Annotated in this window: 21 protein-coding genes; 11 read left to right on the forward strand and 10 right to left on the reverse strand. The window is 62.3% G+C overall.

Going from position 1 to position 22,314, the window contains the following annotated elements:
• The first annotated feature begins 90 nt into the window (after positions 1-90).
• The 7 genes from ppc to QMK47_RS06410 all read left to right on the forward strand — a co-directional run bounded on the left by ppc (position 91) and on the right by QMK47_RS06410 (position 7,574).
• The gene (gene ppc, locus QMK47_RS06380; RefSeq protein ID WP_214511360.1) at positions 91-2,721 is read left to right on the forward strand and encodes a phosphoenolpyruvate carboxylase; all 2,631 of its coding nucleotides are present in this window, start codon (positions 91-93) and stop codon (positions 2,719-2,721) included.
• Between the two features lie 290 nt (positions 2,722-3,011).
• Positions 3,012-3,659 (forward strand): adenylate kinase, encoded by a 648-nt coding sequence (adk, locus tag QMK47_RS06385; protein WP_214511361.1) that lies wholly within the window; start codon positions 3,012-3,014, stop codon positions 3,657-3,659.
• Positions 3,660-3,752: 93 nt separating this feature from the next.
• The gene (gene tsaB, locus QMK47_RS06390; RefSeq protein ID WP_214511362.1) at positions 3,753-4,430 is read left to right on the forward strand and encodes a tRNA (adenosine(37)-N6)-threonylcarbamoyltransferase complex dimerization subunit type 1 TsaB; all 678 of its coding nucleotides are present in this window, start codon (positions 3,753-3,755) and stop codon (positions 4,428-4,430) included.
• A gap of 404 nt (positions 4,431-4,834) precedes the next feature.
• Positions 4,835-5,146, forward strand: coding sequence for a hypothetical protein (locus tag QMK47_RS06395; protein WP_214511363.1), 312 nt, complete (start codon positions 4,835-4,837; stop codon positions 5,144-5,146).
• Positions 5,146-6,006: a DUF72 domain-containing protein gene (locus QMK47_RS06400; RefSeq protein WP_320389965.1), complete on the forward strand. Its 861-nt coding sequence runs from the start codon at positions 5,146-5,148 to the stop codon at positions 6,004-6,006. The genes QMK47_RS06395 and QMK47_RS06400 overlap by 1 nt, the downstream gene beginning before the upstream one ends.
• A 31-nt stretch (positions 6,007-6,037) precedes the next feature.
• Positions 6,038-6,859, forward strand: coding sequence for an isocitrate lyase/PEP mutase family protein (locus QMK47_RS06405; RefSeq protein WP_258690424.1), 822 nt, complete (start codon positions 6,038-6,040; stop codon positions 6,857-6,859).
• Positions 6,860-6,875: 16 nt separating this feature from the next.
• Entirely contained in the window at positions 6,876-7,574 is a 699-nt protein-coding gene (locus QMK47_RS06410; RefSeq protein WP_320389966.1) for an extensin family protein, read from the forward strand.
• Position 7,575: 1 nt separating this feature from the next.
• Here QMK47_RS06410 and QMK47_RS06415 read toward each other — a convergent pair whose 3' ends face one another.
• A complete protein-coding gene (locus QMK47_RS06415; protein WP_253471838.1) occupies positions 7,576-8,196 on the reverse strand; it encodes an energy transducer TonB in 621 nt (206 codons plus the stop codon).
• A 108-nt stretch (positions 8,197-8,304) separates the two neighbouring features.
• Here QMK47_RS06415 and QMK47_RS06420 point away from each other — a divergent pair, with 108 nt between their 5' ends.
• Entirely contained in the window at positions 8,305-9,087 is a 783-nt protein-coding gene (locus tag QMK47_RS06420) for a class I SAM-dependent methyltransferase (protein ID WP_214511368.1), read from the forward strand.
• Positions 9,088-9,328: 241 nt separating this feature from the next.
• Here the strand turns inward: QMK47_RS06420 and QMK47_RS06425 are convergent, their stop codons facing one another.
• On the reverse strand, positions 9,329-9,964 hold the full coding sequence (locus QMK47_RS06425; protein ID WP_253471840.1) for a TetR/AcrR family transcriptional regulator: 636 nt from the start codon (positions 9,962-9,964) through the stop codon (positions 9,329-9,331).
• A gap of 94 nt (positions 9,965-10,058) precedes the next feature.
• Between QMK47_RS06425 and QMK47_RS06430 the strand changes: the two genes are divergently transcribed.
• Both QMK47_RS06430 and QMK47_RS06435 read left to right on the forward strand, forming a co-directional pair.
• On the forward strand, positions 10,059-11,159 hold the full coding sequence (locus tag QMK47_RS06430) for an efflux RND transporter periplasmic adaptor subunit (RefSeq protein ID WP_214511370.1): 1,101 nt from the start codon (positions 10,059-10,061) through the stop codon (positions 11,157-11,159).
• Positions 11,160-11,165: 6 nt separating this feature from the next.
• Positions 11,166-14,231: an efflux RND transporter permease subunit gene (locus QMK47_RS06435; protein ID WP_253471842.1), complete on the forward strand. Its 3,066-nt coding sequence runs from the start codon at positions 11,166-11,168 to the stop codon at positions 14,229-14,231.
• Positions 14,232-14,366: 135 nt separating this feature from the next.
• Here the strand turns inward: QMK47_RS06435 and QMK47_RS06440 are convergent, their stop codons facing one another.
• The 5 genes from QMK47_RS06440 to plsB form a co-directional block, all read right to left on the reverse strand.
• Entirely contained in the window at positions 14,367-15,056 is a 690-nt protein-coding gene (locus QMK47_RS06440) for a DUF4197 domain-containing protein (protein WP_258690427.1), read from the reverse strand.
• A gap of 32 nt (positions 15,057-15,088) precedes the next feature.
• Entirely contained in the window at positions 15,089-15,493 is a 405-nt protein-coding gene (locus QMK47_RS06445; RefSeq protein ID WP_018603764.1) for a YbaY family lipoprotein, read from the reverse strand.
• A gap of 183 nt (positions 15,494-15,676) precedes the next feature.
• On the reverse strand, positions 15,677-16,009 hold the full coding sequence (locus QMK47_RS06450) for a YbaY family lipoprotein (protein WP_253471844.1): 333 nt from the start codon (positions 16,007-16,009) through the stop codon (positions 15,677-15,679).
• Between the two features lie 114 nt (positions 16,010-16,123).
• Entirely contained in the window at positions 16,124-16,471 is a 348-nt protein-coding gene (locus tag QMK47_RS06455) for a hypothetical protein (protein ID WP_024617053.1), read from the reverse strand.
• A gap of 187 nt (positions 16,472-16,658) precedes the next feature.
• Positions 16,659-19,157, reverse strand: a complete 2,499-nt coding sequence (plsB, locus tag QMK47_RS06460) for a glycerol-3-phosphate 1-O-acyltransferase PlsB (RefSeq protein ID WP_258690429.1) — start codon at positions 19,155-19,157, stop codon at positions 16,659-16,661.
• A gap of 240 nt (positions 19,158-19,397) precedes the next feature.
• On the opposite strand from plsB, the gene QMK47_RS06465 reads away from it, so the two are divergent.
• A complete protein-coding gene (locus QMK47_RS06465) occupies positions 19,398-19,607 on the forward strand; it encodes a cold shock domain-containing protein (protein ID WP_003198198.1) in 210 nt (69 codons plus the stop codon).
• Between the two features lie 162 nt (positions 19,608-19,769).
• Here the strand turns inward: QMK47_RS06465 and QMK47_RS06470 are convergent, their stop codons facing one another.
• From QMK47_RS06470 to dapE, 3 genes are all read right to left on the reverse strand, one after another.
• Entirely contained in the window at positions 19,770-20,147 is a 378-nt protein-coding gene (locus QMK47_RS06470; RefSeq protein ID WP_003198200.1) for a hypothetical protein, read from the reverse strand.
• An 82-nt stretch (positions 20,148-20,229) separates the two neighbouring features.
• The gene (locus tag QMK47_RS06475; RefSeq protein WP_003198202.1) at positions 20,230-21,039 is read right to left on the reverse strand and encodes a putative RNA methyltransferase; all 810 of its coding nucleotides are present in this window, start codon (positions 21,037-21,039) and stop codon (positions 20,230-20,232) included.
• On the reverse strand, positions 21,039-22,190 hold the full coding sequence (gene dapE / locus QMK47_RS06480) for a succinyl-diaminopimelate desuccinylase (protein WP_014336780.1): 1,152 nt from the start codon (positions 22,188-22,190) through the stop codon (positions 21,039-21,041). Before dapE ends, QMK47_RS06475 begins: the two co-directional genes overlap by 1 nt.
• Positions 22,191-22,314: the final 124 nt, after the last annotated feature.

Consider the following 22,314-nt stretch of genomic DNA (forward strand, 5'->3'; position numbering starts at 1 on the left):
TTAAAGTCCCTTCGTCGCTTGTCATAAGCGACGGGCATCGGCACTCTCTGATCCAAGAGCTGTCCGGACTTTTTTGCTGGAGAAATGCTGATGACCGATATCGATGCCCGCTTGCGCGAGGACGTCCACCTGCTCGGCGAACTGCTGGGCAATACCATTCGCGAACAATACGGGGATGCGTTTCTCGACAAGATCGAGCAGATCCGCAAGGGCGCCAAGGCTGACCGACGCGGTTCCGTGGACGCCGAACTCAGCGCCAGCCTCAACCAGTTGAGCGAGGACGAACTGCTGCCGGTGGCGCGGGCGTTCAACCAGTTTCTCAACCTGGCCAACATCGCCGAGCAATACCAACTTATCCACCGCCGCGAAGAATCGCAGCCGGAACCCTTCGAGGCGCGGGTGTTGCCCGAGCTGCTCGCCCGGTTGCGGGCCGAGGGCCATGGCGCCGAGGCCCTGGCCCGGCAATTGGGGCGGTTGGAGATCGAACTGGTCCTCACGGCCCACCCCACGGAAGTGGCTCGCCGTACGCTGATCCAGAAATACGACGCCATCGCCGCGCAACTGGCGGCCCAGGATCACCGCGACCTGACCAGCGCCGAGCGCGCGCAGATTCACGAACGCCTGCAACGCTTGATCGCCGAAGCCTGGCACACCGAAGAAATCCGCCGCACCCGGCCGACCCCGGTGGACGAGGCCAAGTGGGGGTTCGCGGTGATCGAGCACTCGTTGTGGCAGGCCATTCCCAATTACCTGCGCAAGGCCGACCAGGCCCTGCATGCCGCGACCGGCTTGCGCCTGCCACTGGAGGCCGCGCCGATCCGTTTTGCTTCGTGGATGGGCGGTGACCGTGACGGCAACCCGAATGTCACCGCCGCCGTGACCCGCGAGGTGCTGTTGCTGGCGCGGTGGATGGCGGCGGACCTGTACCTGCGTGATGTCGATCAACTGGCGGCCGAGCTGTCCATGCAACACGCCAGCGAGGCCTTGCGCGCCCAGGCCGGCGACAGCGCCGAACCTTATCGCGCCGTGCTCAAGCAACTGCGTGAACGCCTGCGCGCCACCCGCAACTGGGCCCACGCCTCCCTGAGCGCCGCCACGCCGCCTAGCGCCGATGTGTTGCAGCACAACCGCGAACTGCTGGACCCCCTGGAGCTGTGCTACCACTCGTTGCACGAATGCGGCATGGGTGTGATTGCCGACGGGCCGCTGCTCGATTGCCTGCGCCGGGCGGTGACCTTCGGCCTGTTCCTGGTGCGCCTCGACGTGCGCCAGGACTCGACGCGCCATACCGCCGCCATGACGGAAATAACCGACTACCTGGGCCTGGGGCGCTATGAGGATTGGAACGAGGAGCAGCGCATCAGCTTCTTGCTGGCGGAACTGAGCAACCGGCGTCCGCTGCTGCCGGCCCATTTCAAACCATCGGCCGACACGGCGGAAGTTTTGGCGACGTGCCGGGAAGTGGCTGCGGCGCCGGCGGCGTCCCTGGGTTCCTACGTGATTTCCATGGCCGGTGCGGCTTCCGATGTCCTCGCGGTGCAGCTGTTATTGAAGGACGCCGGCGTGTTGCGGCCAATGCGCGTGGTGCCGCTGTTCGAGACCCTGGCCGATCTGGACAACGCCGGGCCGGTGATCGAGCGGCTGTTGCTGCTGCCCGGTTATCGCTCGCGGCTGCAAGGCCCTCAGGAAGTGATGATCGGCTATTCCGATTCGGCCAAGGACGCCGGGACCACCGCGGCGGCCTGGGCGCAGTATCGGGCCCAGGAGCGGCTGGTGGACATCTGCCGCGAGCAGCAAGTCGAACTGCTGTTGTTCCATGGTCGCGGCGGCACGGTGGGCCGTGGCGGCGGTCCGGCGCACGCGGCGATCCTGTCCCAGCCACCGGGTTCGGTGGCCGGGCGTTTCCGCACCACTGAGCAAGGCGAAATGATTCGTTTCAAATTCGGCCTGCCGGACATCGCCGAACAGAACCTCAACCTTTATCTCGCTGCGGTGCTTGAAGCGACGCTGCTGCCACCGCCGCCGCCCACGCCGCAGTGGCGGGACCTGATGGACGAACTGGCGGCCGATGGCGTCCGTGCCTATCGCGCCGTGGTGCGGGAAAACCCGCAATTTGTCGAGTACTTCCGCCAGTCCACCCCCGAGCAGGAACTGGGGCGCCTGCCCCTGGGCAGCCGTCCGGCCAAGCGTCGGGCCGGTGGCATCGAAAGCCTGCGGGCGATCCCGTGGATCTTCGGCTGGACCCAGACCCGCCTGATGCTGCCGGCCTGGCTCGGCTGGGAAACCGCGCTGAGCAAGGCCCTGGAGCGCGGCGAAGGTGAGTTGCTGGGGCAGATGCGCGAGCAATGGCCGTTCTTCCGGACCCGCATCGATATGCTGGAGATGGTGCTGGCCAAGGCCGACGCCGATATTGCCCGCTCCTATGACGAGCGTTTGGTGGAGCCTGGGCTGCTGCCTTTGGGTGCGCAGTTACGCGACCTATTGTCGCAGGCCTGCTCGGTGGTCCTTGGGTTGACCGGTCAGTCGCAGCTACTGGCACATAGCCCTGCCACGCTGGAATTCATTCGCCTGCGCAACACGTACCTCGACCCGCTGCACCTGTTGCAGGCCGAACTGTTGGCGCGCTCGCGGCAACAGGATGTAGCCCAGGGCAGCCCCGTGGAACAGGCGTTGCTGGTGTCTGTGGCAGGGATTGCCGCCGGTTTGCGCAATACCGGCTAAGATCAGGCAGCGCACCGAAACGGCTCGCCCGGTGTTCCCGGGCGTTGTCCGCCGGGGGAGGGAACGGGTTGGCCAGGTGACAGTTCGTTGCCCGGTTGCGACTCTCGCCACCCCCTCCGAAGGTCGTATCGGGCGCGGGTTCCTCCGACTTTCGGCGGCTTGTGTGGGTCGGGCCTGCTGTGTATCTTGATCAGCCTTTGGCCGTTTGGGCGGTCACGATCCTGTTTTTCGAAGATTGGCCCCACGAGGCGAATCCGAGCGTTTTACATAAAAAATTGAGGAGCACATCGATGCGCGTCATTCTGCTGGGAGCTCCCGGGGCCGGTAAAGGTACTCAGGCAAAGTTCATCACCGAAAAATTCGGTATCCCGCAAATTTCCACTGGCGACATGCTGCGTGCCGCGGTCAAGGCGGGCACTCCACTGGGCGTTCAAGCCAAGGGCATCATGGATGCCGGCGGCCTGGTGTCGGATGACCTGATCATCGCCCTGGTCAAGGATCGTATCGCTCAAGCCGATTGCGCCAACGGCTTCCTGTTCGATGGCTTCCCGCGCACCATTCCCCAGGCCGAAGCCCTGGTGACTGCCGGTGTTGAGCTCGATCATGTGGTCGAAATCGCGGTCGACGACGAAGAGATCGTCCAGCGCATTGCCGGTCGTCGTGTCCACGAGCCGTCCGGCCGTGTCTACCACACCGTCTACAACCCGCCGAAAGTCGCGGGCAAGGACGACGTCACCGGTGAGGAGCTGGTGCAGCGCAAGGACGACACCGAAGAAACCGTGCGTCATCGCCTGTCGGTCTACCATTCCCAGACCAAGCCGCTGGTGGCGTTCTACCAGAACCTGTCGGCTGCTCAGGGCAAGCCGAAGTACAGCCACATCCCGGGCGTTGGCTCGGTCGATGCGATCACCGGCAAGGTGCTCGAAGCGCTGAGCTGAAAAGTCTGATCAGTTGCATCAACTACGGCCCGCTTGCGGGCCGTAGTTGTTTATACTGGCGCACTTTTTTCCACCTGATTTACGGACACATCGATGAGTACCTTGCTGGCCCTGGACACCGCGACTGAAGCTTGCTCCGTTGCCTTGCTGCACGACGGCAAGGTCACGAGCCATTACGAGGTGATCCCGCGCCTGCACGCGCAGAAACTGTTGCCGATGATCCAGAAACTGCTGAGCGATGCCGGGACGACCTTGCAGGCAGTGGACGCGATTGCCTTCGGTCGCGGGCCGGGGGCTTTTACCGGCGTGCGCATCGCCATCGGTGTGGTGCAAGGGCTGGCGTTTGCCCTGGAGCGGCCGGTGTTGCCGGTGTCGAACCTGGCAGTGCTGGCCCAGCGCGCCTTGCGCGAACAAGGCGCCCGCCAAGTCGCAGCGGCCATCGATGCGCGCATGGACGAGGTGTACTGGGGCTGCTATCGCGAAACCGACGGGGAAATGCGCCTGGTCGGTGCTGAAGCGGTATTGCCGCCCGAAGCGGCGGCGTTGCCGAGCGGCGCCGATGGCGACTGGTTCGGTGCCGGTACCGGCTGGGGCTACGGCGAGCGCATCGCCGTCAACCTCAGTGGCCAGGACGCCACCTTGCTGCCTCACGCCGAAGACCTGCTGACCCTGGCCCGCTTCGCCTGGGCCCGTGGTGAAGCCATTGTGGCCGATGATGCGCAACCCGTTTACCTGCGGGACAAAGTCGCCACGCCAAAATCCGAGCGGTAAACCCAGGCTTGACCACACTCCCAAGTGGGCACAGTTGTGGCGAGGGAGCTTGCTCCCGCTGGGCCCTGTAGGAGCTGGCGTAGCCTGCGATCTTTTGATTTTGATCTTTCGCTTTCGATTCAATTGTTCGGGACAAGATCGCAGCCTCGTTGCACTCGACAGCTCCTACGGCGCAGCTCAGCGGGAGCAAGCTCCCTCGCCACAAAGGCATTGCTCGCCGCCAAAGTGGTGTTCTCACAAAAGTCAGTTTCGCCCCCAAAAGTCACACCCAATATTGCCAGTCGTCACTTTTTTCAGCCCGTTTTTAAACCTTTTGGACTTTATGTGTTCTAGTTATCACTTGCGCATTTGCGCGGCTGCGAAAGTGCCGCTAAATTGCCATCATTGATACCGAGCATTCTGTTATGCGTATAGACGGCTTTTCGTCCCAGTCCTATCCCATCAAGCGCAAGCCTCGTGCAGGCAAAGTCGCTGAGCAAGAGTCCTTCGATGAAGATATCGATGGCGAACTGGAGTTTCCGTCTGAAGAGCAACTGGCTGCTCGCGCCGCCAAAGCCTCCGCGCAACGCCTGAGCAATCTTCCCGCCCGCCAGCAAGACATGCTTTACCACCGTGCGATGAGCCGCAGTGTCGCCACGGCCCTGGCGAGCTACCTGAGCACCGCCGGTTTCGTCGATTGGGATATGGAAGTGCTGGGTCTCGATCTCTATATCTGATGGTCTTGCCTTACTACCTGGGCTGTCCGTCCTGGAGCGAAAACGCCTGGCGTGATTATCTCTATCCCCAGGACGCGAAAAGCACCGATTTTCTGAATCTCTATTCCCAAGTGTTCAATGCCGTGGAAGGCAATACGACCTTCTACGCCAGCCCATCTGCGGCCACGGTCCAGCGCTGGGCCGAAATCATGCCCGAGCACTTTCGCTTCACCGCCAAGTTTCCCGGTGACATCAGCCACAACGGCGACTTGCGTGAGCGCCTGGTGGCCACCGAAACCTTCCTGCAGCTGCTCAGCCCCTTGGGTGAGCGCGTCTCGCCGTACTGGCTGCAACTGTCCAAGGCCTTCACCCCGAATCGGTTGCCGGAACTGGCAGGGTTCATCGACGCCTTGCAGCGTCCGTTGGCCGTGGAGGTCCGTCACGATGAGTTCTTCGCCAAGGGCGATGCCGAACGGCGCCTCAATCGCCTGTTGCTTGATCGTGGTGTCGAACGCATCTGTCTCGATCCCCGGGCCTTGTTCAGTTGCACCTCGCTTGATCCTGCGGTGCTTCACGCGCAATCGAAAAAGCCCCGCGTGCCGCCCCGGCCTGCGGCGTTCACCCAATGTCCGCAAGTGCGCTTCATCGGGCATCCGGTGCTGGAAGCCAATGAGCCGTTCCTGACGCCGTGGGTAGAGAAAATCGCCGGATGGATCGAAGAAGGGCGCACGCCCTATATCTTCCTGCACACCGCCGACAACCTGTTGGCAGCGAAACTCGCGCAGCGCTTCCACACTCGCCTGATGTGTCGTTTGCCTGGCTTGCCGGCCCTGCCTGAGCTATATAGAGAGCCCGCCGCCGAGCAACTGGGTTTGCTCTGAGGCCAACACTCTCTTTTCAGGAGCGAACTACATGGATGCGCAAACTCGTCGAGCCCAGGCGTTCAAGGCCTTGCACGAACGTGAAGGGGCTTTTGTCATTCCCAACCCGTGGGATGCCGGTTCGGCCAAGATGTTGGCCAGCCTCGGCTTTGAAGCCCTGGCGACCACCAGTGCCGGCCACGCTTTTTCCTTGGGCCGGCCCGATGGCGCGTTGGGCCTGGAGAACACGCTGGCCAATGTGCGGGCGATTGTGGCGGCCACCGACCTGCCCGTGGCCGTTGACCTGGAGAACGGTTTTGCCGATGCCCCCGACGATTGCGCGCGTAACCTGCTCCGTGCGGCAGAGGCTGGTGCGGTGGGTGGTTCGATCGAAGATGCCACGGGGCGCGAAGACAGCCCGATCTATTGCTTCGACCATGCCGTAGCGAGGGTCAAGGCCGCCGCGGACGCCGTGCGCAGCTTGCCGTATCCCTTCCTGCTGACGGCCCGGGCGGAGAACTTCCTGCACGGCAATCCGGACCTGGACGACACCATTCGCCGCTTGAAGGCCTTCGCAGACGCGGGGGCCGACGTGTTGTACGCCCCGGGGCTGAGCAGCGCCGAGCAAGTGCTTGCAGTGGTGCGGGCCGTGGCGCCGAAACCGGTGAACGTGCTGATGTCCGGGGCGCTGGACCTGACCGTCGCGCAGTTGAGCGAGTTGGGCGTCAAGCGCATCAGCGTCGGATCGGCGTTGGCCCTGGCCGCGTATGGCGAGTTCTTCCGCGCCGCCGAAGAAATCCAGCAACAGGGCACGTTCACCTTCACGCGCCGCTCGATGCCGTTCAAGCAGGCCAACCAATTTTTCAAGGGTTGATGCCCGAGGCAACGTCGTGCGGTTTTTGAAAGTTCTTGCTGTAGTGGCGCTGCTCGTTGGCGTCGCGGTGCTGGGGGTATGGCGCGGCTGGGTGGCTGTGCCGCCCCAATGGAATCCCTGGGCGCCCCTGGACGTCAACCTTGCGCCGAACCTGCTGACCCGCTTCAAGCTCATGGCCCTGCGCAACGACCGGCAGCTGTGCGACCAGGCCCTCGCGACCTCGGGGTTGCGCACCGCTCGCCAGGCTGACAGCGGGGCCAATACAGATTGCCCGCTGACCAACGTGCTGAGGGTGCAGGGCGGTGAAGTGGCGCTGAGCAGCAGTTTTCTCGCCAGTTGCCCGCTGGCCGTGGCCTTCGCGCTGTTCGAGCGCCATGGGTTGCAGCCGGCGGCAATGGCGGTCTACGGGCAGAAAGTGGCGCGAGTCGATCACCTCGGCAGTTTCGCCTGTCGCAACATGTACGGTCGTGAGAGCGGGGCGCGCAGCCAGCATGCCACCGCCAGTGCGCTGGACATCGCCGGGTTTCGCCTGGCCGATGGGCGCACGGTCAGCGTGCTCAAGGACTGGCCCAAGGACGATGCCGATGCGCGGTTTTTGCGTCAGGCCCGCGACGGCGCCTGCGATATGTTCAGTGTGGTCTTGAGCCCGGATTACAACGCGGCGCACCGCAACCATTTTCATCTGGACGTGGGGCCATGGTGGATCTGTCGTTGATTTAAGCGGCGATACGCAGGTTCTGCAGCACGATCGGACGTGCCCAGCGGGTGTCGAAGTCCAGTTGTTTCTGCTGCGCCACCAATTCCTCTTCCGGGAAGGATGGGAACGGCTTGTCCAGCAGGTCGAGTTCGAACTCGGCGATTGGCAGGTGCAGTGGGCGCGGTTGCGGTGCCGGGCCGGGCTCCGGCAGCGGTTGGCCGGCGGTGAGGACGAGTGGGCGAACCCAGTTGCTTTCGAAGGTCTGCTGTTTTTGCTGGGCGGCGATTTCTTCCGCTGGGAAAGGCGGGAAGGGCTTGTCCAGCAGATCGAGTTCGAATTCGGCGATGGGCAGGAACAGTGGCTCAGGCGGCTTGACCGGTGTTTCGGTCACTTCGCAGGTGCGCTGGCTGACGATGTGTTCCAGCAACTCGGCGCCGAGGGTCGGTTCAACGGCCTCATCGAGGGCCACTGGCTGGTAGCTGCCAGGTGCCGGTGCGTTATCACCCAGTTGATCGGCCAGGGCCCGGGCAAAAAAATCCTGCCACAGGTGACTGACGCCGCTCAGCGCTTGGGTGTTACGCAGGCTGTAATCGCCGTAAGGGGAGATAACGCCTATCGATGTGGATTGAATGTCTGACATTTTTCTCGGTCGACGCTCAGCTCTGGCAAAATGCCGTTCACCGTTGTTATCGGCCGTTTTTGCCGATCCTTAATTTTTTGAGCATGTTTCCAAGAATGAACAACTTCCATGAGTGAGCAACCCGCAGTCTGCCGCATCCATGTCGAGGCCCTGGCCCCGGCCTTCCAACCGCAGGCCGAGCACTGGGCCGAGCGGCTTGGCCTGCCTTTGCAAGTGGACGATGGCGAGTTTGCCTTGCAGATTGGCGAGCAGGGGTTGCAGTTGCAGCAACTGGGCCCGGACGCGCCAGGACCGGTGCGGGTGGACTTCGTTGAGGGCGGAGCGGCCCATCGTCGTTTGTACGGTGGCGGCAGCGGCCAGATGATCGCCAAGGCGGTCGGCATTGCCCAAGGTGTGCGTCCGCGGGTGCTGGATGCCACGGCCGGGTTGGGCAAGGATGCGTTTGTGCTGGCCAGCCTGGGCTGCGAAATGAGCCTGATCGAGCGTCAACCGCTGATTGGAGCCCTGCTGGAGGATGGCCTGGCCCGCGCGGCGGAGGACTTCGACGTGGCGCCGATCGTGGCGCGCATGCGTTTGCTCAAGGGCAACTCCATCGAGGTGATGCGCAACTGGGAAGGCGAGCCGCCCCAGGTGATCTACCTGGACCCGATGTTTCCCCATCGGGAGAAAACCGCCCTGGTGAAGAAGGAAATGCGCCTGTTCCGCCCCTTGGTGGGCGATGACCCGGACGCCCCGGCACTGCTCGCCGCGGCCCTGGCCCTGGCGACTCACCGGGTGGTGGTCAAGCGCCCACGCAAGGCCCCCTGTATCGAAGGGCCGAAGCCAAGCCATGGGCTCGATGGCAAATCCAGTCGCTACGACATCTACCCCAAGAAAGCGCTCAAGCCCTGAGGCCGTGTCGCCTGCATCGCGAGCAAGCTCGCTCCCACAAAGGGCGGTGGTGAACACAGAATCTGTGAACACCCTCGATCAAACTGTGGGAGCGAGCTTGCTCGCGATAGCGGTTTGTCTGTGGTATCGCCTTCGCGAGCAAGCTCGCTCCCACATTGGATTTGTGGTGTTCATCAAACCCTGTGGGAGCGAGCTTGCTCGCGATGAGGCCCTGCCAGCCAGCGAAAGGCTACCGGTCGAGCTAAGGCCGATAGGCCCGCATGAACAACCCCACCACTTCCTGCACATGAGCCTCGGCGGCTTCCGGTTCCGGGGCCGGGCCGCAGCCAGACAACAACCGGAAATTCGCCGCGCCCTTGATCAGGCAGAAGAAATGCTCGGCAGCATTGCGCGGTTTATCGATGCTCAGGGCACCGCTCTGGTTGATCTTGCTCAGCAGCCGCTCCATGCCTGAGAGCATCCGCTGTGGGCCTGCTTCGTAGAAAATCGTCGACAGCTTCGGATCCTGGCTACCCAGGGCCATGATCAGCCGATGCAGGTTCAACGATTCCTCGCTGCTGACGAGCTGGTGAAAGCCACGGGCGATGTTCAGCAGCACGTGTTCGATCGGAACGCCGTCCGGCCATTCGAAAAACAGCGGCGGCACCTGTTCTTCGCACTTGGCGATCACGGCAGCGGAAAACAGCGTCTCCTTGTCGTTGAAGTGACTGTAGACCGTCAGCTTCGAGACCCCGGCCTCGGTAGCGACGGCGTCCATGCTGGTACTGGCGTAACCCATGCTCAGGAACAAGCGTTTCGCCGCGTCGAGAATGGCCTGGCGCTTGGCCAGGTCCTTGGGACGGCCAGGGCCGGAAGGGATTGGAGGATTGTTCGACATTTCTTCGCTTTAATACTGGACTGGTGAGTTTGCTATTAATAACATACTCGCCAGTATAATTATTCCAAGCACCATTAGCGAAAGGTCACTCGCCATGTTCCGCTATGCCCTGCCCCTCGCCGTGCCAATCACCCTGGCTTTTTTATTGTCTGCGTGCGGTCATGACGAACCGGTCCCGGTCGCCGTGCGCCCCGCCATGGTGGTGAAACCACAGCCTTCAGCCCAGGCGATGGACAGTTACCCCGGTGAAGTGCGAGCACGTTTCGAGCCCGACCTGGCCTTTCGGATTGGCGGCAAGGTGAGTCGACGACTGGTCGAAGAGGGCCAGCGGGTCAAGGCCAATCAGCCGCTGGCTGAACTCGATCCCGAAGATGTGCGCCTGCAACTGGAAGCCTCCCGTGCCCAGGTCGCCGCCGCGGAGGCCAACCTGAACCTGGTGCGGGCCGAGCGTGACCGCTACAAAACCTTGATGGAACGGCAGATGGTCAGCCGCTCCCAGTACGACAACGCCGAAAACCTTTACCGCTCTGGCACCGCGCGGCTCAAGCAGATCAAGGCCGAGTTCGATGTCGCCAACAACCAGGCCAGTTATTCGATATTGCGTGCGCCCCAGGATGGCGTGGTTGCCCGGCGTTCGGTGGAAGTCGGGCAGGTGGTGTCGGCCGGGCAAACCGTCTTTACCCTGGCCACCGACGGCGAGCGTGAAGTGCTGATCAGCCTGCCGGAGCAGGGTTTCGGCCGGTTCAAGATCGGCCAGCCGGTTTCGGTCGAACTGTGGAGCCAGCCCGATCAGCGTTTCAGCGGACACATTCGCGAGCTGTCGCCGGCCGCCGACCCCAAGTCTCGCACCTTCGCCGCCCGCGTGGCCTTCACCGCCGGCAGTGTTCCGGCCGAGCTGGGCCAGAGCGCGCGGGTGTTTGTCCAGACCGCCGACAAGGTGCCGCTGTCGGTACCGTTGTCGGCCCTGACGGCTGAAAACGGCGCGACGTATGTCTGGGTCGTTAACGCCAATAACACCCTGAAGAAAGTCCCGGTGCGGGTCGGCGCCTTCGGCGAAAAGACCGTTCCGGTGCTGGAAGGCCTCAGCCCCGATGACTGGGTGGTGGCGGCCGGTGTGCATGTGCTCCTCGACGGCCAGCAGGTGCGGCCGGTGGATCGCTCCAACCGCGTGGTCAATCTGACGGCCAAGGAGTAATCCCCGATGGGTTTCAATCTTTCCGAATGGGCGCTGCGCAACCGCCAGATCGTACTGTTCCTGATGCTGTTGCTGGCCATCGTTGGCGCGCTTTCCTACACCAAGCTCGGCCAGAGCGAAGACCCACCGTTCACCTTCAAGGCCATGGTCATCCGCACCAGCTGGCCGGGCGCCACGGCCGAGGAAGTCTCGCGACAGGTCACTGAGCGCATCGAAAAGAAACTGATGGAAACCGGCGATTTCGAAAGGATCGTCTCGTTCTCCCGTCCGGGCGAGTCCCAGGTGACCTTCGTGGCCCGCGACTCCCTGCATTCGGTGCAGATCCCCGAGCTGTGGTACCAGATCCGCAAGAAGATCAGTGACATCCGCCACACCTTGCCGCCGGGTATCCAAGGGCCATTTTTCAACGATGAATTCGGCACCACCTTCGGCAACATCTATGCACTGACCGGTGACGGCTTCGACTACGCCGTGCTCAAGGACTACGCCGACCGCGTCCAGATCCAGTTGCAACGGGTCAAGGACGTGGGCAAGGTCGAACTGCTCGGTTTGCAGGACGAGAAGATCTGGATCGAGCTGTCGAACGTGAAGCTGGCGACCCTCGGCCTGCCCTTGGCGGCGGTCCAGCAGGCCCTTGAAGAGCAGAACGCCGTATCGACCGCCGGCTTCTTCGAAACCGGCAGCGAGCGATTGCAGCTACGGGTTTCCGGGAATTTTCAGTCCGTGGAAGAGATCCGCAACTTCCCGATCCGGGTCGCCGATCGTACGTTCCGCATCAGCGATCTGGCGGATGTGCGCCGGGGGTTCAACGACCCACCGGCGCCACGCATGCGTTTCATGGGGGAAGATGCCATCGGCCTGGCCGTGGCCATGAAGGAAGGTGGTGACATCCTGGTGCTGGGCAAGGCCCTCGAGGTCGATTTTGCCCGGATCCAGGACACGCTCCCGGCCGGCATGCAATTGCGCAAAGTGTCGGACCAGCCGGCGGCGGTGAAGACCGGGGTCGGTGAGTTCGTCCAGGTGTTGGTGGAAGCGCTGACGATTGTGTTGCTGGTGAGCTTCTTCTCCCTTGGGCTGCGCACCGGGATGGTAGTGGCCCTGGCGATCCCGCTGGTACTGGCAATGACGTTTGCCGCGATGTACTACCTGGGCATCGGCCTGCACAAGATTTCCCTCGGCGCGCTGGTATTGGCGCTGGGGTTGCTGGTGGACGATGCGATCATCGCCGTGGAGATGATGGCGATCAAGATGGAGCAGGGTTTCGACCGGATCAAGGCCGCCAGCTTTGCGTGGACCAGCACGGCGTTCCCGATGCTCACCGGTACGTTGATCACCGCGGCCGGCTTCCTGCCAATCGCCACTGCGCAATCGGGCACCGGTGAATACACCCGTTCGATTTTCCAGGTCGTGACCCTGGCATTGGTGGCGTCCTGGGTGGCTGCGGTGGTGTTTGTGCCGTACCTGGGGGAAAAGCTCCTGCCGGACCTGGCGAAAATTCACGCGGCCAAACATGGCACGGCTGACGGCCAGACCGACCCTTACGGCACGCCGTTCTATCAGCGTGTCCGGCGGATGGTGGAGTGGTGCGTGCGTCGCCGCAAAACCGTCATCATCCTGACCGTGCTGTTGTTCGTCGGCTCGGTGGTGTTGTTCCGTTTCGTGCCGCAGCAGTTCTTCCCGGCATCGGGGCGGCTGGAGCTGATGGTTGACCTGAAGCTGCAGGAAGGCGCCTCCCTGAACAACACCGCCGAGCAGGTCAAGCGCCTTGAAGCGCTGCTCAAGGACCACGCGGGCATCGACAATTACGTGGCCTACGTCGGCATCGGTTCACCGCGCTTCTACCTGCCGCTGGATCAACAACTGCCGGCGTCCAGCTTCGCCCAGTTCGTGGTGCTGGCCAAGACCATCGAAGACCGCGAGCCTTTGCGCAGTTGGCTGATCGCGACCCTGAACGAACAGTTCCCAACCCTGCGCTCGCGGGTCACGCGCCTGGAAAACGGCCCGCCGGTCGGCTACCCGGTGCAGTTCCGCGTCACGGGCGAGCACATCGAAAAGGTTCGCGCCCTGGCGCGCAAAGTGGCGGCGAAAGTTCGCGAAAACCCTTACGTGACCAATGTGCACCTGGACTGGGAAGAGCCGAGCAAGGTGGTGTACCTGAACGTCGATCAGGACCGTGCCCGAGCCCTGGGCGTGAGCACTGCCAACCTGGCGAGTTTCCTGCGCAGCTCCCTCACTGGCTCCAGCGTCAGCCAGTATCGGGAAGACAACGAATTGATCGAAATCCTGCTGCGTGGCACGGTGCATGAGCGCACCGAACTGTCGTTGCTGCCAAGCCTGGCGGTGCCGACCGACAACGGCAAGAGCGTTGCCCTGTCGCAGATCGCGACCCTGGAATACGGTTTCGAAGAAGGCGTGATCTGGCACCGCAACCGCTTGCCGAGCGTGACGGTACGGGCCGATATCTACGGCAAGGAACAACCGGCAACCCTGGTACAGCAGATCTTCCCGACCCTGGAGCCGATTCGTGCGCAGCTGCCGGACGGTTACCTGCTGGAGGTGGGCGGTACGGTAGAAGATTCGGCCCGCGGCCAGAAATCGGTGAACGCCGGGGTGCCGTTGTTTATCGTGGTGGTGTTGACGTTGCTGATGCTGCAACTGCGCAGTTTCTCACGCACGGCCATGGTGTTTCTTACCGCGCCGCTGGGGTTGATCGGTGTCACGCTGTTCCTGTTGATGTTCCGCCAGCCATTTGGTTTTGTCGCCATGCTCGGCACGATCGCGCTGTCGGGGATGATCATGCGCAACTCGGTGATCCTGGTGGACCAGATCGAACAGGACATCAAGGCGGGACTGACGCCCTGGCAGGCGATCATAGAAGCGACGGTGCGCCGCTTCCGCCCGATTGTGCTCACCGCACTGGCGGCGGTGCTGGCGATGATCCCGCTGTCGCGCAGCCTGTTCTTCGGCCCGATGGCGGTGGCGATCATGGGCGGCTTGATCGTGGCGACGGCGTTGACGCTGTTGTTCCTGCCGGCGTTGTATGCGGCGTGGTTCAGGGTCAAGAAAACCTGAGGCGTACAGAGGCCAGAACAGATCCAATGTGGGAGCGAGCTTGCTCGCGATAGCGGTGTAGCAGTCAACCAAGATGTTGAAGCCAATACCGCCATCGCGAGCAAGCTCGCTCCCACAGTTGTTTTGGATTGAGGCTTAGAGGGTGCCGAAAACCTTCTTCGCCAAACTGGTCGCCGCAGCCGCCGGGTTCTGGCGAATGGTGGCTTCCTGCTTGCCGATCATCTCGAACAACCCGTCCAGCGCCTGCTCGGTCACGTAGTTTTCGATGTTGGAGCTCTTGGCGTCCAGCACGCCGAAGGTCGCGGCCTGGCCGGCGAAAGCATTGTATTTCTGCGCCAGGCCGACCTTGTCGGTGGCTTGCTTGACAATCGGCAGGAACTTGGCGCGGATCTGCTCGCGGCTGCTCTTGTTCAAGTATTGCGTGGCGGAGTCTTGGCCGCCGCTGAGAATGCCCTTGGCATCGTCCACGCTCATGTTCTTCACAGCATTGACCAGGATCGGCTGGGCCTGGACCACCGCAGCTTCGGCGGCCTGGTTCATGCTGGTTTCCAGTTGATCGACCTGATCACCCATGCCGAAGGCTTTCATCTTGCTGGCGACTTTGCCCAGCTTGCCTGGCAGTTCGATCTTCACATCCGGGTTGTTGCTGAAGCCGCCGGGGGTACCCAGTTGCTTGACCGCTACCTGCGCGCCTTGGGTCAAGGCGTCCTTGAGACCGCCCGTGGCGTCTTTTTGCGACAGGTCGCCCAGGGACAGGGCCATGGCATTGGCGCAGATCAGCAGGCCTGCGCACAGGCCGGTGAAACGGAAGGTTGAGCGAAGCATGATGGCGTCCTTGAAAAAGTTGGAAAAAGGAATCAGCGTGCGGCGTTGACGCGGATCTTCAACGGCTGCGGATCCTTGCCATCGAGTTGCACGGCGTGTTGTTCGGTGGTGATGAACATCAACTGGCCGTCCACTTCGATGCGGGCGCTCACGGCATAACGATGGCCGGGCTTGACCTGGGCTGGATCATAACTGAGGTGGAACGGCAGCGGGACCTGGCCTTTGATCGGGCCGCTCTGCTCATCGAGCACCACCGCAGGGGCGTCGGCCAGGGAAACGTCCTGCAGGCTCACGCTCAAGGTCGCGTTGGGCGGCAGGGCGATGCGTTGCAGATAGAACACTTCGCCATCGAGGCTCGCGACGGAGGCGGCGGGTGGCGTTGCTGATTGGCATGCGGCCAGTAAGGAAAAGAATGCGAGCAGAACGAGCTTTTTCATTTGGAAGTTCCTTTTTGCTTTGACCTGGCAACGTGTGGGCGCCAAAGCGAATCTGGAGCATCGAGAGGTAAAAATCCAGCCGAAGCATCACCGCCCAGACGATTCTTCCACCCCTCGATGGGTGAAACTCAAACGCCAAACACGTTGCCTATTCTTGATAGGTGGGTTTATGGAGCATAGGTATTAAACCGAAGACATCAGTATCTCGATCGCCTTCAAGTAATTGCCGCGAGGGTCGACGGTATGATCCATTTTAGTGGTAAAGCGCAGTTCCCCTTCCGTTTCGATACGCGCCCTGACCACATAGGTATGATTTTCGATGACAGCCGATGCCGGCACTAGGAGTTCGAAGGCCAGGCCTGCGGTTTCGGCGTTGTTAATCACGCAAGTCGCAACGGTTTCAGCCGGCGCGTCGGCGACACTGATGTCTTCAAGGGACGCATAGAGAGTCGAGTTGGGAGCCAGGCTGATTTTTTCCAGGTAGTGGGCGATGCAAGAAAGGTTGTAGTGGTTCATCGTAATGTCCTTATATTAAGTTTTTTGCCGTCAGTGGCGCTGGATGACACCAGCAACATGCTGGCGTCGAAGAGATTGGAGGGGTTGCCTCATATCCAATTGAACGTTGCGGACTCAGGAACCAAACGAGAGTGGCTGAGTGTTTTCGGTGTTCGACACGGGCGCAAGGGTCAGATTGACATCAACTTCCTGATCACCACCGTTCCAGATGAAGGTGTGTGGGGTATCAAGAAACACTGGGGTCGGGCCATTGATTTGCACTTTCAGCGAAAACTCTTCCCCTTTGGTGGCAACATCGCCATCAACGGTCAGGCTGACGATCCATGGCATTTTAGGTATTTGGTTGGAGCCACTGCCACCGGAGGTATGCGGTGTTGTGAAGCTGATGTGAGTACCACCGCTTTCAGGCAGTTCATAGCCGTCAGGCAGGTGAATGGATGCTGTAATGGTGTGTAGGCTCATGCTGAATTCCTTTTCAGTACGTCGACATCGACGTGAGCCCATCCTAGAGGCCTGCTCAAGAGTTCTCTGTAGGTCTTTTCTTCGTTTGACGTCGCTTTAGCCGCTCGGCAGCGTCGGAATACTCGCTGGCTGCCCGATCAAACTCACCGGAACTGTTCCATGTTTCTCGGTGAGTGATCGGCAGCCTTCAACTGTCGGGGCTGACGGCGACGTCCGCGGCATCTTCACTGCGATGCAACGCCACCTGGCGAATCGACAGGCGAATTTCCGCCGGCAGCACCCGCTTGGCCGCGCCTTCGGCCAGTTCGCCCAGCAGCTCGTGGTAGCTGAGTTTGCCAGCCTCGTCGCGGTGCAGCACATCGAGGTCGAGCATGGTCTGGATGAAGTGGCGGAACAGGCTCTTGTCGAAGAACTCCGGCGCATTCAGGCCATGCAGGATCGACAGGCGCTGGGCCATGACGGTGCAGAGGTCTTCCAGTTCTTCGGCGCTGATGGTGTTCTGGCCGCTGTTGAGCAGCAGCGAGACGGTCATGTAGAAGCGCTGCAAGGTCTGGGCGATGCTTTTTGACAGTAGGGTCAGCAGCACGAAGTGCCGCGAACTCGGCGCCGGGCGCAGGTACAGGTCATTTTCGAAACGCAGCAGGCCCTGCTCGACGAATGCTTCGAGCCACTGGTCGACCACGCCATCCAGTTCTTCCAGCGACCAGCGAATGAACAGCTCCGATTGCAGGTACGGGTACAACGCGTGGGTGTAGCGCAGGATCTGCTCGCGGCTCATGCGCGAGCTGCTCTGGAAGAAGCTCGCCAGCAACGCCGGCAGGGCGAAGATGTGCAGGACGTTGTTACGGTAGTAGGTCATCAGTACCGCGTTCTGCTCATCCAGGTACAGAATCTTGCCCAGGGCATCGCTCTGTTCCGACAGCAGGTCCATGCCTTTTACATGTTCGATCAGCGCCCGGCCATCACCTTCGGGCAGGGTGGTGTGGGGCGAGTACGGGACCTTGCGCAGCAACGCCAGGTACAGGTCGAGCACCCGGGCCATGGCGCGGTCGTCCAGGGCCAGGCGGCTGGTGGACAGCAGCGCCAGGGCGACGAGGTTGACCGGGTTGATCGCCGCGGCTTCGTTCAGGTGCCGGGCCACGCGTTCGCCCAAGCGGTGGGTGGTCGCGTTGAGCCAGGCCGGTTTGAATTGCGGACCCAGGTCCTGTTGGCGCCAATCCGGCTGTTCGCCGTCGAGGAATTCCGCCAGCTTGATCGGTTCGCCGAAGTTCACCGCCACCTGGCCGAAGCGTTGCTTGAGGGCGCCGATGACCTTGAAGATGTCGAAGATCGATTCTTTTTTCTTGCTGGCTCCGCGCAGTTCGCCCAGGTAGGTGCGGCCTTCCAGTACGCGCTCATAACCGATGTAGACCGGCACGAACACGATGGGCATGCGCGAGGAGCGCAGGAAGCTGCGCAGGGTGATGGCGAGCATGCCGGTCTTGGGTTGCAGCATGCGCCCGGTGCGCGAACGCCCGCCCTCGACGAAGTACTCCACCGGAAAGCCTTTGGTGAACAACGTGTGCAGGTATTCATTGAACACAGCGGTGTAGAGCGGGTTGCCCTTGAAGGTGCGACGCATGAAGAACGCCCCGCCACGGCGCAGCAGGCCGCCGATCACCGGCATGTTGAGGTTGATGCCGGCGGCGATGTGCGGCGGCGTCAAGCCGTTGCGAAACAGCAGGTACGACAGCAGCAGGTAGTCGATGTGGCTGCGGTGGCACGGCACGTAGATGACTTCGTGGCCTTGGGCGACCTTCTGCACGCCTTCGATGTGGTTGACCTTGATGCCGTCGTAGATCTTGTTCCAGAACCAACTCAGCACCACTTCCAGGAAGCGGATCGCGGTGTAGGTGTAGTCCGAGGCGATCTCGTTGCCGTAGCGCAGGGCCTGGGCCTTGGCTTTTTCGGCGGAGATATTTTCCCGCTCGGCTTGCTCGGCAATCGCCTGCTTGACCAGCGGCTGGTTCAACAGGCCCTTGACCAGGTTGCGCCGGTGGGAAATGTCGGGGCCGATGACCGCTGCTTTCAGATTGCGGAAGTGCACCCGCAGGATCCGCTGGGCCATGCGTACGGTGCGTTCGTGGCCCTTGTCGTGTTCGATCAGCTCGCGCAGGTGGATCGGCGCGGAGAATTGCACGCGGGTCTTGCGCCCCAGGATCATGATGCTCAACAGACGACGCAGGCGCCCGGTGACGGCCCAGCTGTCGGCGAACAACAGCTTCCAGGGGCTGGATTCGCTGTCGGGCGACTGCCCCCAGAACACGCTGACGGGGATGATCTGGGCGTCTTCGGCAGCGTTGTGGGTGAGGGCGTTGACCAGCCGCGTCAGGGTCGGTGGCGCACCGCGCTTGTCCTGGCGGCCGATCCAGTCCGGCGCCGGCGTCAGGTAGAAAAACGCCGCCGGTTCCAGCAGGTTGCCCACCGAGACCGGCAGCACCGGACGGGGCAGGCCGGCCTTGGTGCATTCGGTGTCGAGCACCGCCAGGTCAGTGAGCGAAGGATCTTGCAGGACGTAGAACACCGGACGACTGCGGTCGAGGTTGAGGGTGAAGGACGACTGGTTGATCGTCTCTGAGCGAACCCAGAGGTACAACAGTCGGCGCAGGGTGCCAAACACAAGACGGCGGAACGGGGAGCGGGTCATACGGCTTCTGCATGAGTGAATGGGATAGGGCGGGCGCCAGTGTGCCGGATTCGCCGAAAATCGGCAAAAAAGCGCCGAAGTAAAGTCAGTTGAGAGTTTTTCCGGGTGTCATATACTCGGCCAGTGCCTGCCACGGCCTCCCTTATGGACGGCCGGGTGGTGGCTAAAGTTCGTACGGCTTTGCCTTTTGCGGTTGGGCGGAAAAAGCCGACTCAAAAAATAAAAATGGGAGTGAGCATCATGGCAGCACGGGAAACCGGCAGTGTGAAGTGGTTCAACGACGCGAAGGGTTACGGCTTCATTCAGCGTGAAGGCGGGGCGGATGTGTTCGTGCATTACCGCGCCATCCGCGGCGAAGGCCACCGTTCACTGACCGAAGGCCAGCAGGTCGAGTACGCGGTCGTGGAAGGGCAGAAGGGCTTGCAGGCTGAGGATGTGGTGGGGTTGTAACCCCACGCTGGAAGCCATAGTAGATGCCCTGTGGGAGCAAAGCTTGCTCGCGATAGCGCCCGGTCGGCTTGCACCAATGTTGAATGTACTTCAGCCATCGCGAGCAAGCTTTGCTCCCACAGTGCTCCCACATTTGGATCTAGGCTGCACCTGAGACGGGTGTCACGCCGTCTTCCAGGTAATCTCTTCTTCCCCATCGGCGCTGATGCGAATCCAGCGATCCGCCGATTCCTCACCTTCTTCCTCAACCCATGACCCAGGCGCGCAGCGCACTTCGACGTTCAGTGCGGCGAAGGCGGCGCGGGCGCAGGCGATGTCGTCTTCCCACGGGGTCTGGTCACTTTCCAGGTACAGGCTGTTCCATTTGCCCACGGCCTTGGGCAGCCAGGTCACGGGAATATTGCCGGCCTTGCACTTGTAGGTCTGGCCTTTCTGCACCCAGTCGCTGCACGGGCCCAGGGCCTGGCCGAGCCAGGCGGCGATGGCCTTGTGGTCGACGTCGGCGTCTTTGAGGTAAATCTCGATATCGGGTTGGCGCATGGATGTCCTCGCTGCGGTCTTGAAAAATCCATTCGCGGATTTAACGGGGCCCGAGCGGTTGCCCGGGACCGGAATCAAAAGGTTATTGAAGAACGAAATAATCGTAGCGCATCGACACCGTGACCTGGAACGGCTCGGCCTGCTCGATCACGCTGGCCCGGCGTTCGGCACTGGCGCGCCAGCCGTGGGGAGTCATGGCCAGCAGGTTGGCGCGGTCCTGGCCACTGTCGAGGGTCAGCTTGAATTCGAGGGTTTCGCTGTGATCCAGCACCATGCCCGGCGGCACCAGGGCCAGGTGCTTGTCGTCGGTGTATTCGCGCACCTCGTCGTACAGGCGCTCGCGCAATTCCATCAGGTGGCCGGCGGTGGGGCCGACTTTCATCAGGCCGCCGCCGGGGCTGAGCAAGCGCTTGGCCTCCTGCCAGTCCAGCGGGCTGAACACACTGGCCAGGAACTGGCAGCAGCCGTCCGCCAGCGGCACCCGGGCCATGCTGGCGATCAACCAGGTCAGCTGCGGGTTGCGTTTGCAGGCGCGCTTGACCGCCTCGCGGGAAATGTCCAGGGCATAACCATCGGCGTTGGGCAACGCTTCGGCGATCTGCGCGGTGTAGTAACCCTCGCCACAGCCGATGTCCAGCCAGCGCCCGGGCGCGCGTTCGGCGGCCAGTTCCGCCAGGCGCCGGGCGACCGGGGCGTAATGCCCGGCATTGAGGAAGTCGCGGCGGGCTTCGACCATCGCCTGGTTGTCGCCGGGGTCGCGGCTGTTCTTGTGCTGCACCGGCAGCAGGTTCAGGTAACCCTGCCGCGCGCGGTCGAAGCGGTGGCCGGCCGGGCACACCACACCGTTGTCCACCGCGTTCAGCGGTTCACTGCAGATCGGGCAGGCGAGCATCAGGCGAGCAACTTGATCAGCGTCTTGTAGTAGATCTCGGTCAGCACATCGAGATCGGCGGCCAGCACGCGTTCGTTGACCTGGTGGATGGTCGCGTTGACCGGCCCCAGTTCCACCACTTGCGTGCCCATGGTGGCGATGAAGCGACCGTCGGACGTGCCGCCGCTGGTGGACGCCTGGGTCTCGCGCCCGGTGACGTCCTTGATGCTCGACGATACGGCGTCGAGCAGCGCACCGGGTTCGGTGAGGAATGGCAGGCCGGACAGCGCCCAGTCGATGTGCCAGTCCAGCTGATGCTTGTCGAGGATATCGGCAACGCGCTGTTGCAGGCCTTCGACGGTGGATTCGGTGGAAAAGCGGAAGTTGAACACCGCCACCAGGTCACCGGGGATCACGTTGGTCGCGCCGGTGCCGGAGTTGAGGTTGGAGATCTGGAAACTGGTCGGCGGGAAGAAGTCGTTGCCATGGTCCCAATGCTCGGCGGCCAGTTCGGCCAAGGCGGGCGCGGCCAGGTGGATCGGGTTCTTCGCCAGGTGTGGATAAGCCACGTGGCCTTGCTTGCCGCGCACGGTCAACTTCGCGCCGAGGGAACCACGTCGGCCATTCTTGACCACGTCCCCCACCAGCGTGGTGCTCGACGGCTCGCCGACGATGCACCAGTCCAGTCGCTCCTGGCGGGCCTTGAGGCGCTCGATCACGGCTTTGGTGCCGTGGTGGGCCGGGCCTTCCTCATCGCTGGTGATCAGGAAGGTCAGCGAGCCCTTGTGGTCCGGGTAGTCGGCGACGAACCGTTCGGCCGCCACCACCATCGCCGCCAGGCTGCCTTTCATGTCTGCCGCGCCACGGCCGCAGAGCATGCCCTGTTCGTCGATGACCGCATCGAACGGGTCGAGCTGCCAGGCCTGCACCGGACCGGTTGGCACCACGTCGGTGTGCCCGGCGAAGCACAGCACCGGACCGTCATGTTTGCCATGGCTGGCCCAGAAGTTATCCACATCCTCGATGCGCATCGGCTCGAGCGTAAAGCCCGCGTTGCCCAGGCGCTGCATCATCAGTTTCTGGCAATCGGCATCCACCGGCGTCACGGACGGACGGCGGATCAGGTCGCAGGCGAGTTGCAGGGTCGGCGAGAGGTCGGCGTGGGCCGTCATGAAAGCTCCGGGAATATAGTGTGAACGCAAGGCTTGTGCAGGCGCGGGCTGGCTCGCGCAAAATGGCGGTTATCTTATAGCAAAACGACCACCATGGGCCCCTGGCGGGGGACAGGTGGAACAC

The organism is Pseudomonas sp. P9_35 (assembly GCF_034008205.1).
Classification (GTDB): Bacteria; Pseudomonadota; Gammaproteobacteria; order Pseudomonadales; family Pseudomonadaceae; genus Aquipseudomonas; species Aquipseudomonas kilonensis.

Bases quoted from the DNA above. Each gene is read 5' to 3' on its own strand.
- QMK47_RS06405 (WP_258690424.1), top strand. From the start codon at position 6,038: ATGGATGCGCAAACTCGTCGAGCCCAGGCGTTCAAGGCCTTGCACGAA.
- QMK47_RS06470 (WP_003198200.1), bottom strand. From the start codon at position 20,147: ATGCGCCAACCCGATATCGAGATTTACCTCAAAGACGCCGACGTCGAC.
- QMK47_RS06455 (WP_024617053.1), bottom strand. From the start codon at position 16,471: ATGAGCCTACACACCATTACAGCATCCATTCACCTGCCTGACGGCTAT.
- QMK47_RS06420 (WP_214511368.1), top strand. From the start codon at position 8,305: ATGAGTGAGCAACCCGCAGTCTGCCGCATCCATGTCGAGGCCCTGGCC.
- QMK47_RS06395 (WP_214511363.1), top strand. From the start codon at position 4,835: ATGCGTATAGACGGCTTTTCGTCCCAGTCCTATCCCATCAAGCGCAAG.
- QMK47_RS06465 (WP_003198198.1), top strand. From the start codon at position 19,398: ATGGCAGCACGGGAAACCGGCAGTGTGAAGTGGTTCAACGACGCGAAG.
- QMK47_RS06430 (WP_214511370.1), top strand. From the start codon at position 10,059: ATGTTCCGCTATGCCCTGCCCCTCGCCGTGCCAATCACCCTGGCTTTT.
- tsaB (WP_214511362.1), top strand. From the start codon at position 3,753: ATGAGTACCTTGCTGGCCCTGGACACCGCGACTGAAGCTTGCTCCGTT.
- QMK47_RS06435 (WP_253471842.1), top strand. From the start codon at position 11,166: ATGGGTTTCAATCTTTCCGAATGGGCGCTGCGCAACCGCCAGATCGTA.
- QMK47_RS06425 (WP_253471840.1), bottom strand. From the start codon at position 9,964: ATGTCGAACAATCCTCCAATCCCTTCCGGCCCTGGCCGTCCCAAGGAC.
- ppc (WP_214511360.1), top strand. From the start codon at position 91: ATGACCGATATCGATGCCCGCTTGCGCGAGGACGTCCACCTGCTCGGC.
- dapE (WP_014336780.1), bottom strand. From the start codon at position 22,190: ATGACGGCCCACGCCGACCTCTCGCCGACCCTGCAACTCGCCTGCGAC.
- QMK47_RS06400 (WP_320389965.1), top strand. From the start codon at position 5,146: ATGGTCTTGCCTTACTACCTGGGCTGTCCGTCCTGGAGCGAAAACGCC.
- QMK47_RS06475 (WP_003198202.1), bottom strand. From the start codon at position 21,039: ATGCTCGCCTGCCCGATCTGCAGTGAACCGCTGAACGCGGTGGACAAC.
- QMK47_RS06440 (WP_258690427.1), bottom strand. From the start codon at position 15,056: ATGCTTCGCTCAACCTTCCGTTTCACCGGCCTGTGCGCAGGCCTGCTG.
- QMK47_RS06450 (WP_253471844.1), bottom strand. From the start codon at position 16,009: ATGAACCACTACAACCTTTCTTGCATCGCCCACTACCTGGAAAAAATC.
- adk (WP_214511361.1), top strand. From the start codon at position 3,012: ATGCGCGTCATTCTGCTGGGAGCTCCCGGGGCCGGTAAAGGTACTCAG.
- QMK47_RS06445 (WP_018603764.1), bottom strand. From the start codon at position 15,493: ATGAAAAAGCTCGTTCTGCTCGCATTCTTTTCCTTACTGGCCGCATGC.
- plsB (WP_258690429.1), bottom strand. From the start codon at position 19,157: ATGACCCGCTCCCCGTTCCGCCGTCTTGTGTTTGGCACCCTGCGCCGA.
- QMK47_RS06415 (WP_253471838.1), bottom strand. From the start codon at position 8,196: ATGTCAGACATTCAATCCACATCGATAGGCGTTATCTCCCCTTACGGC.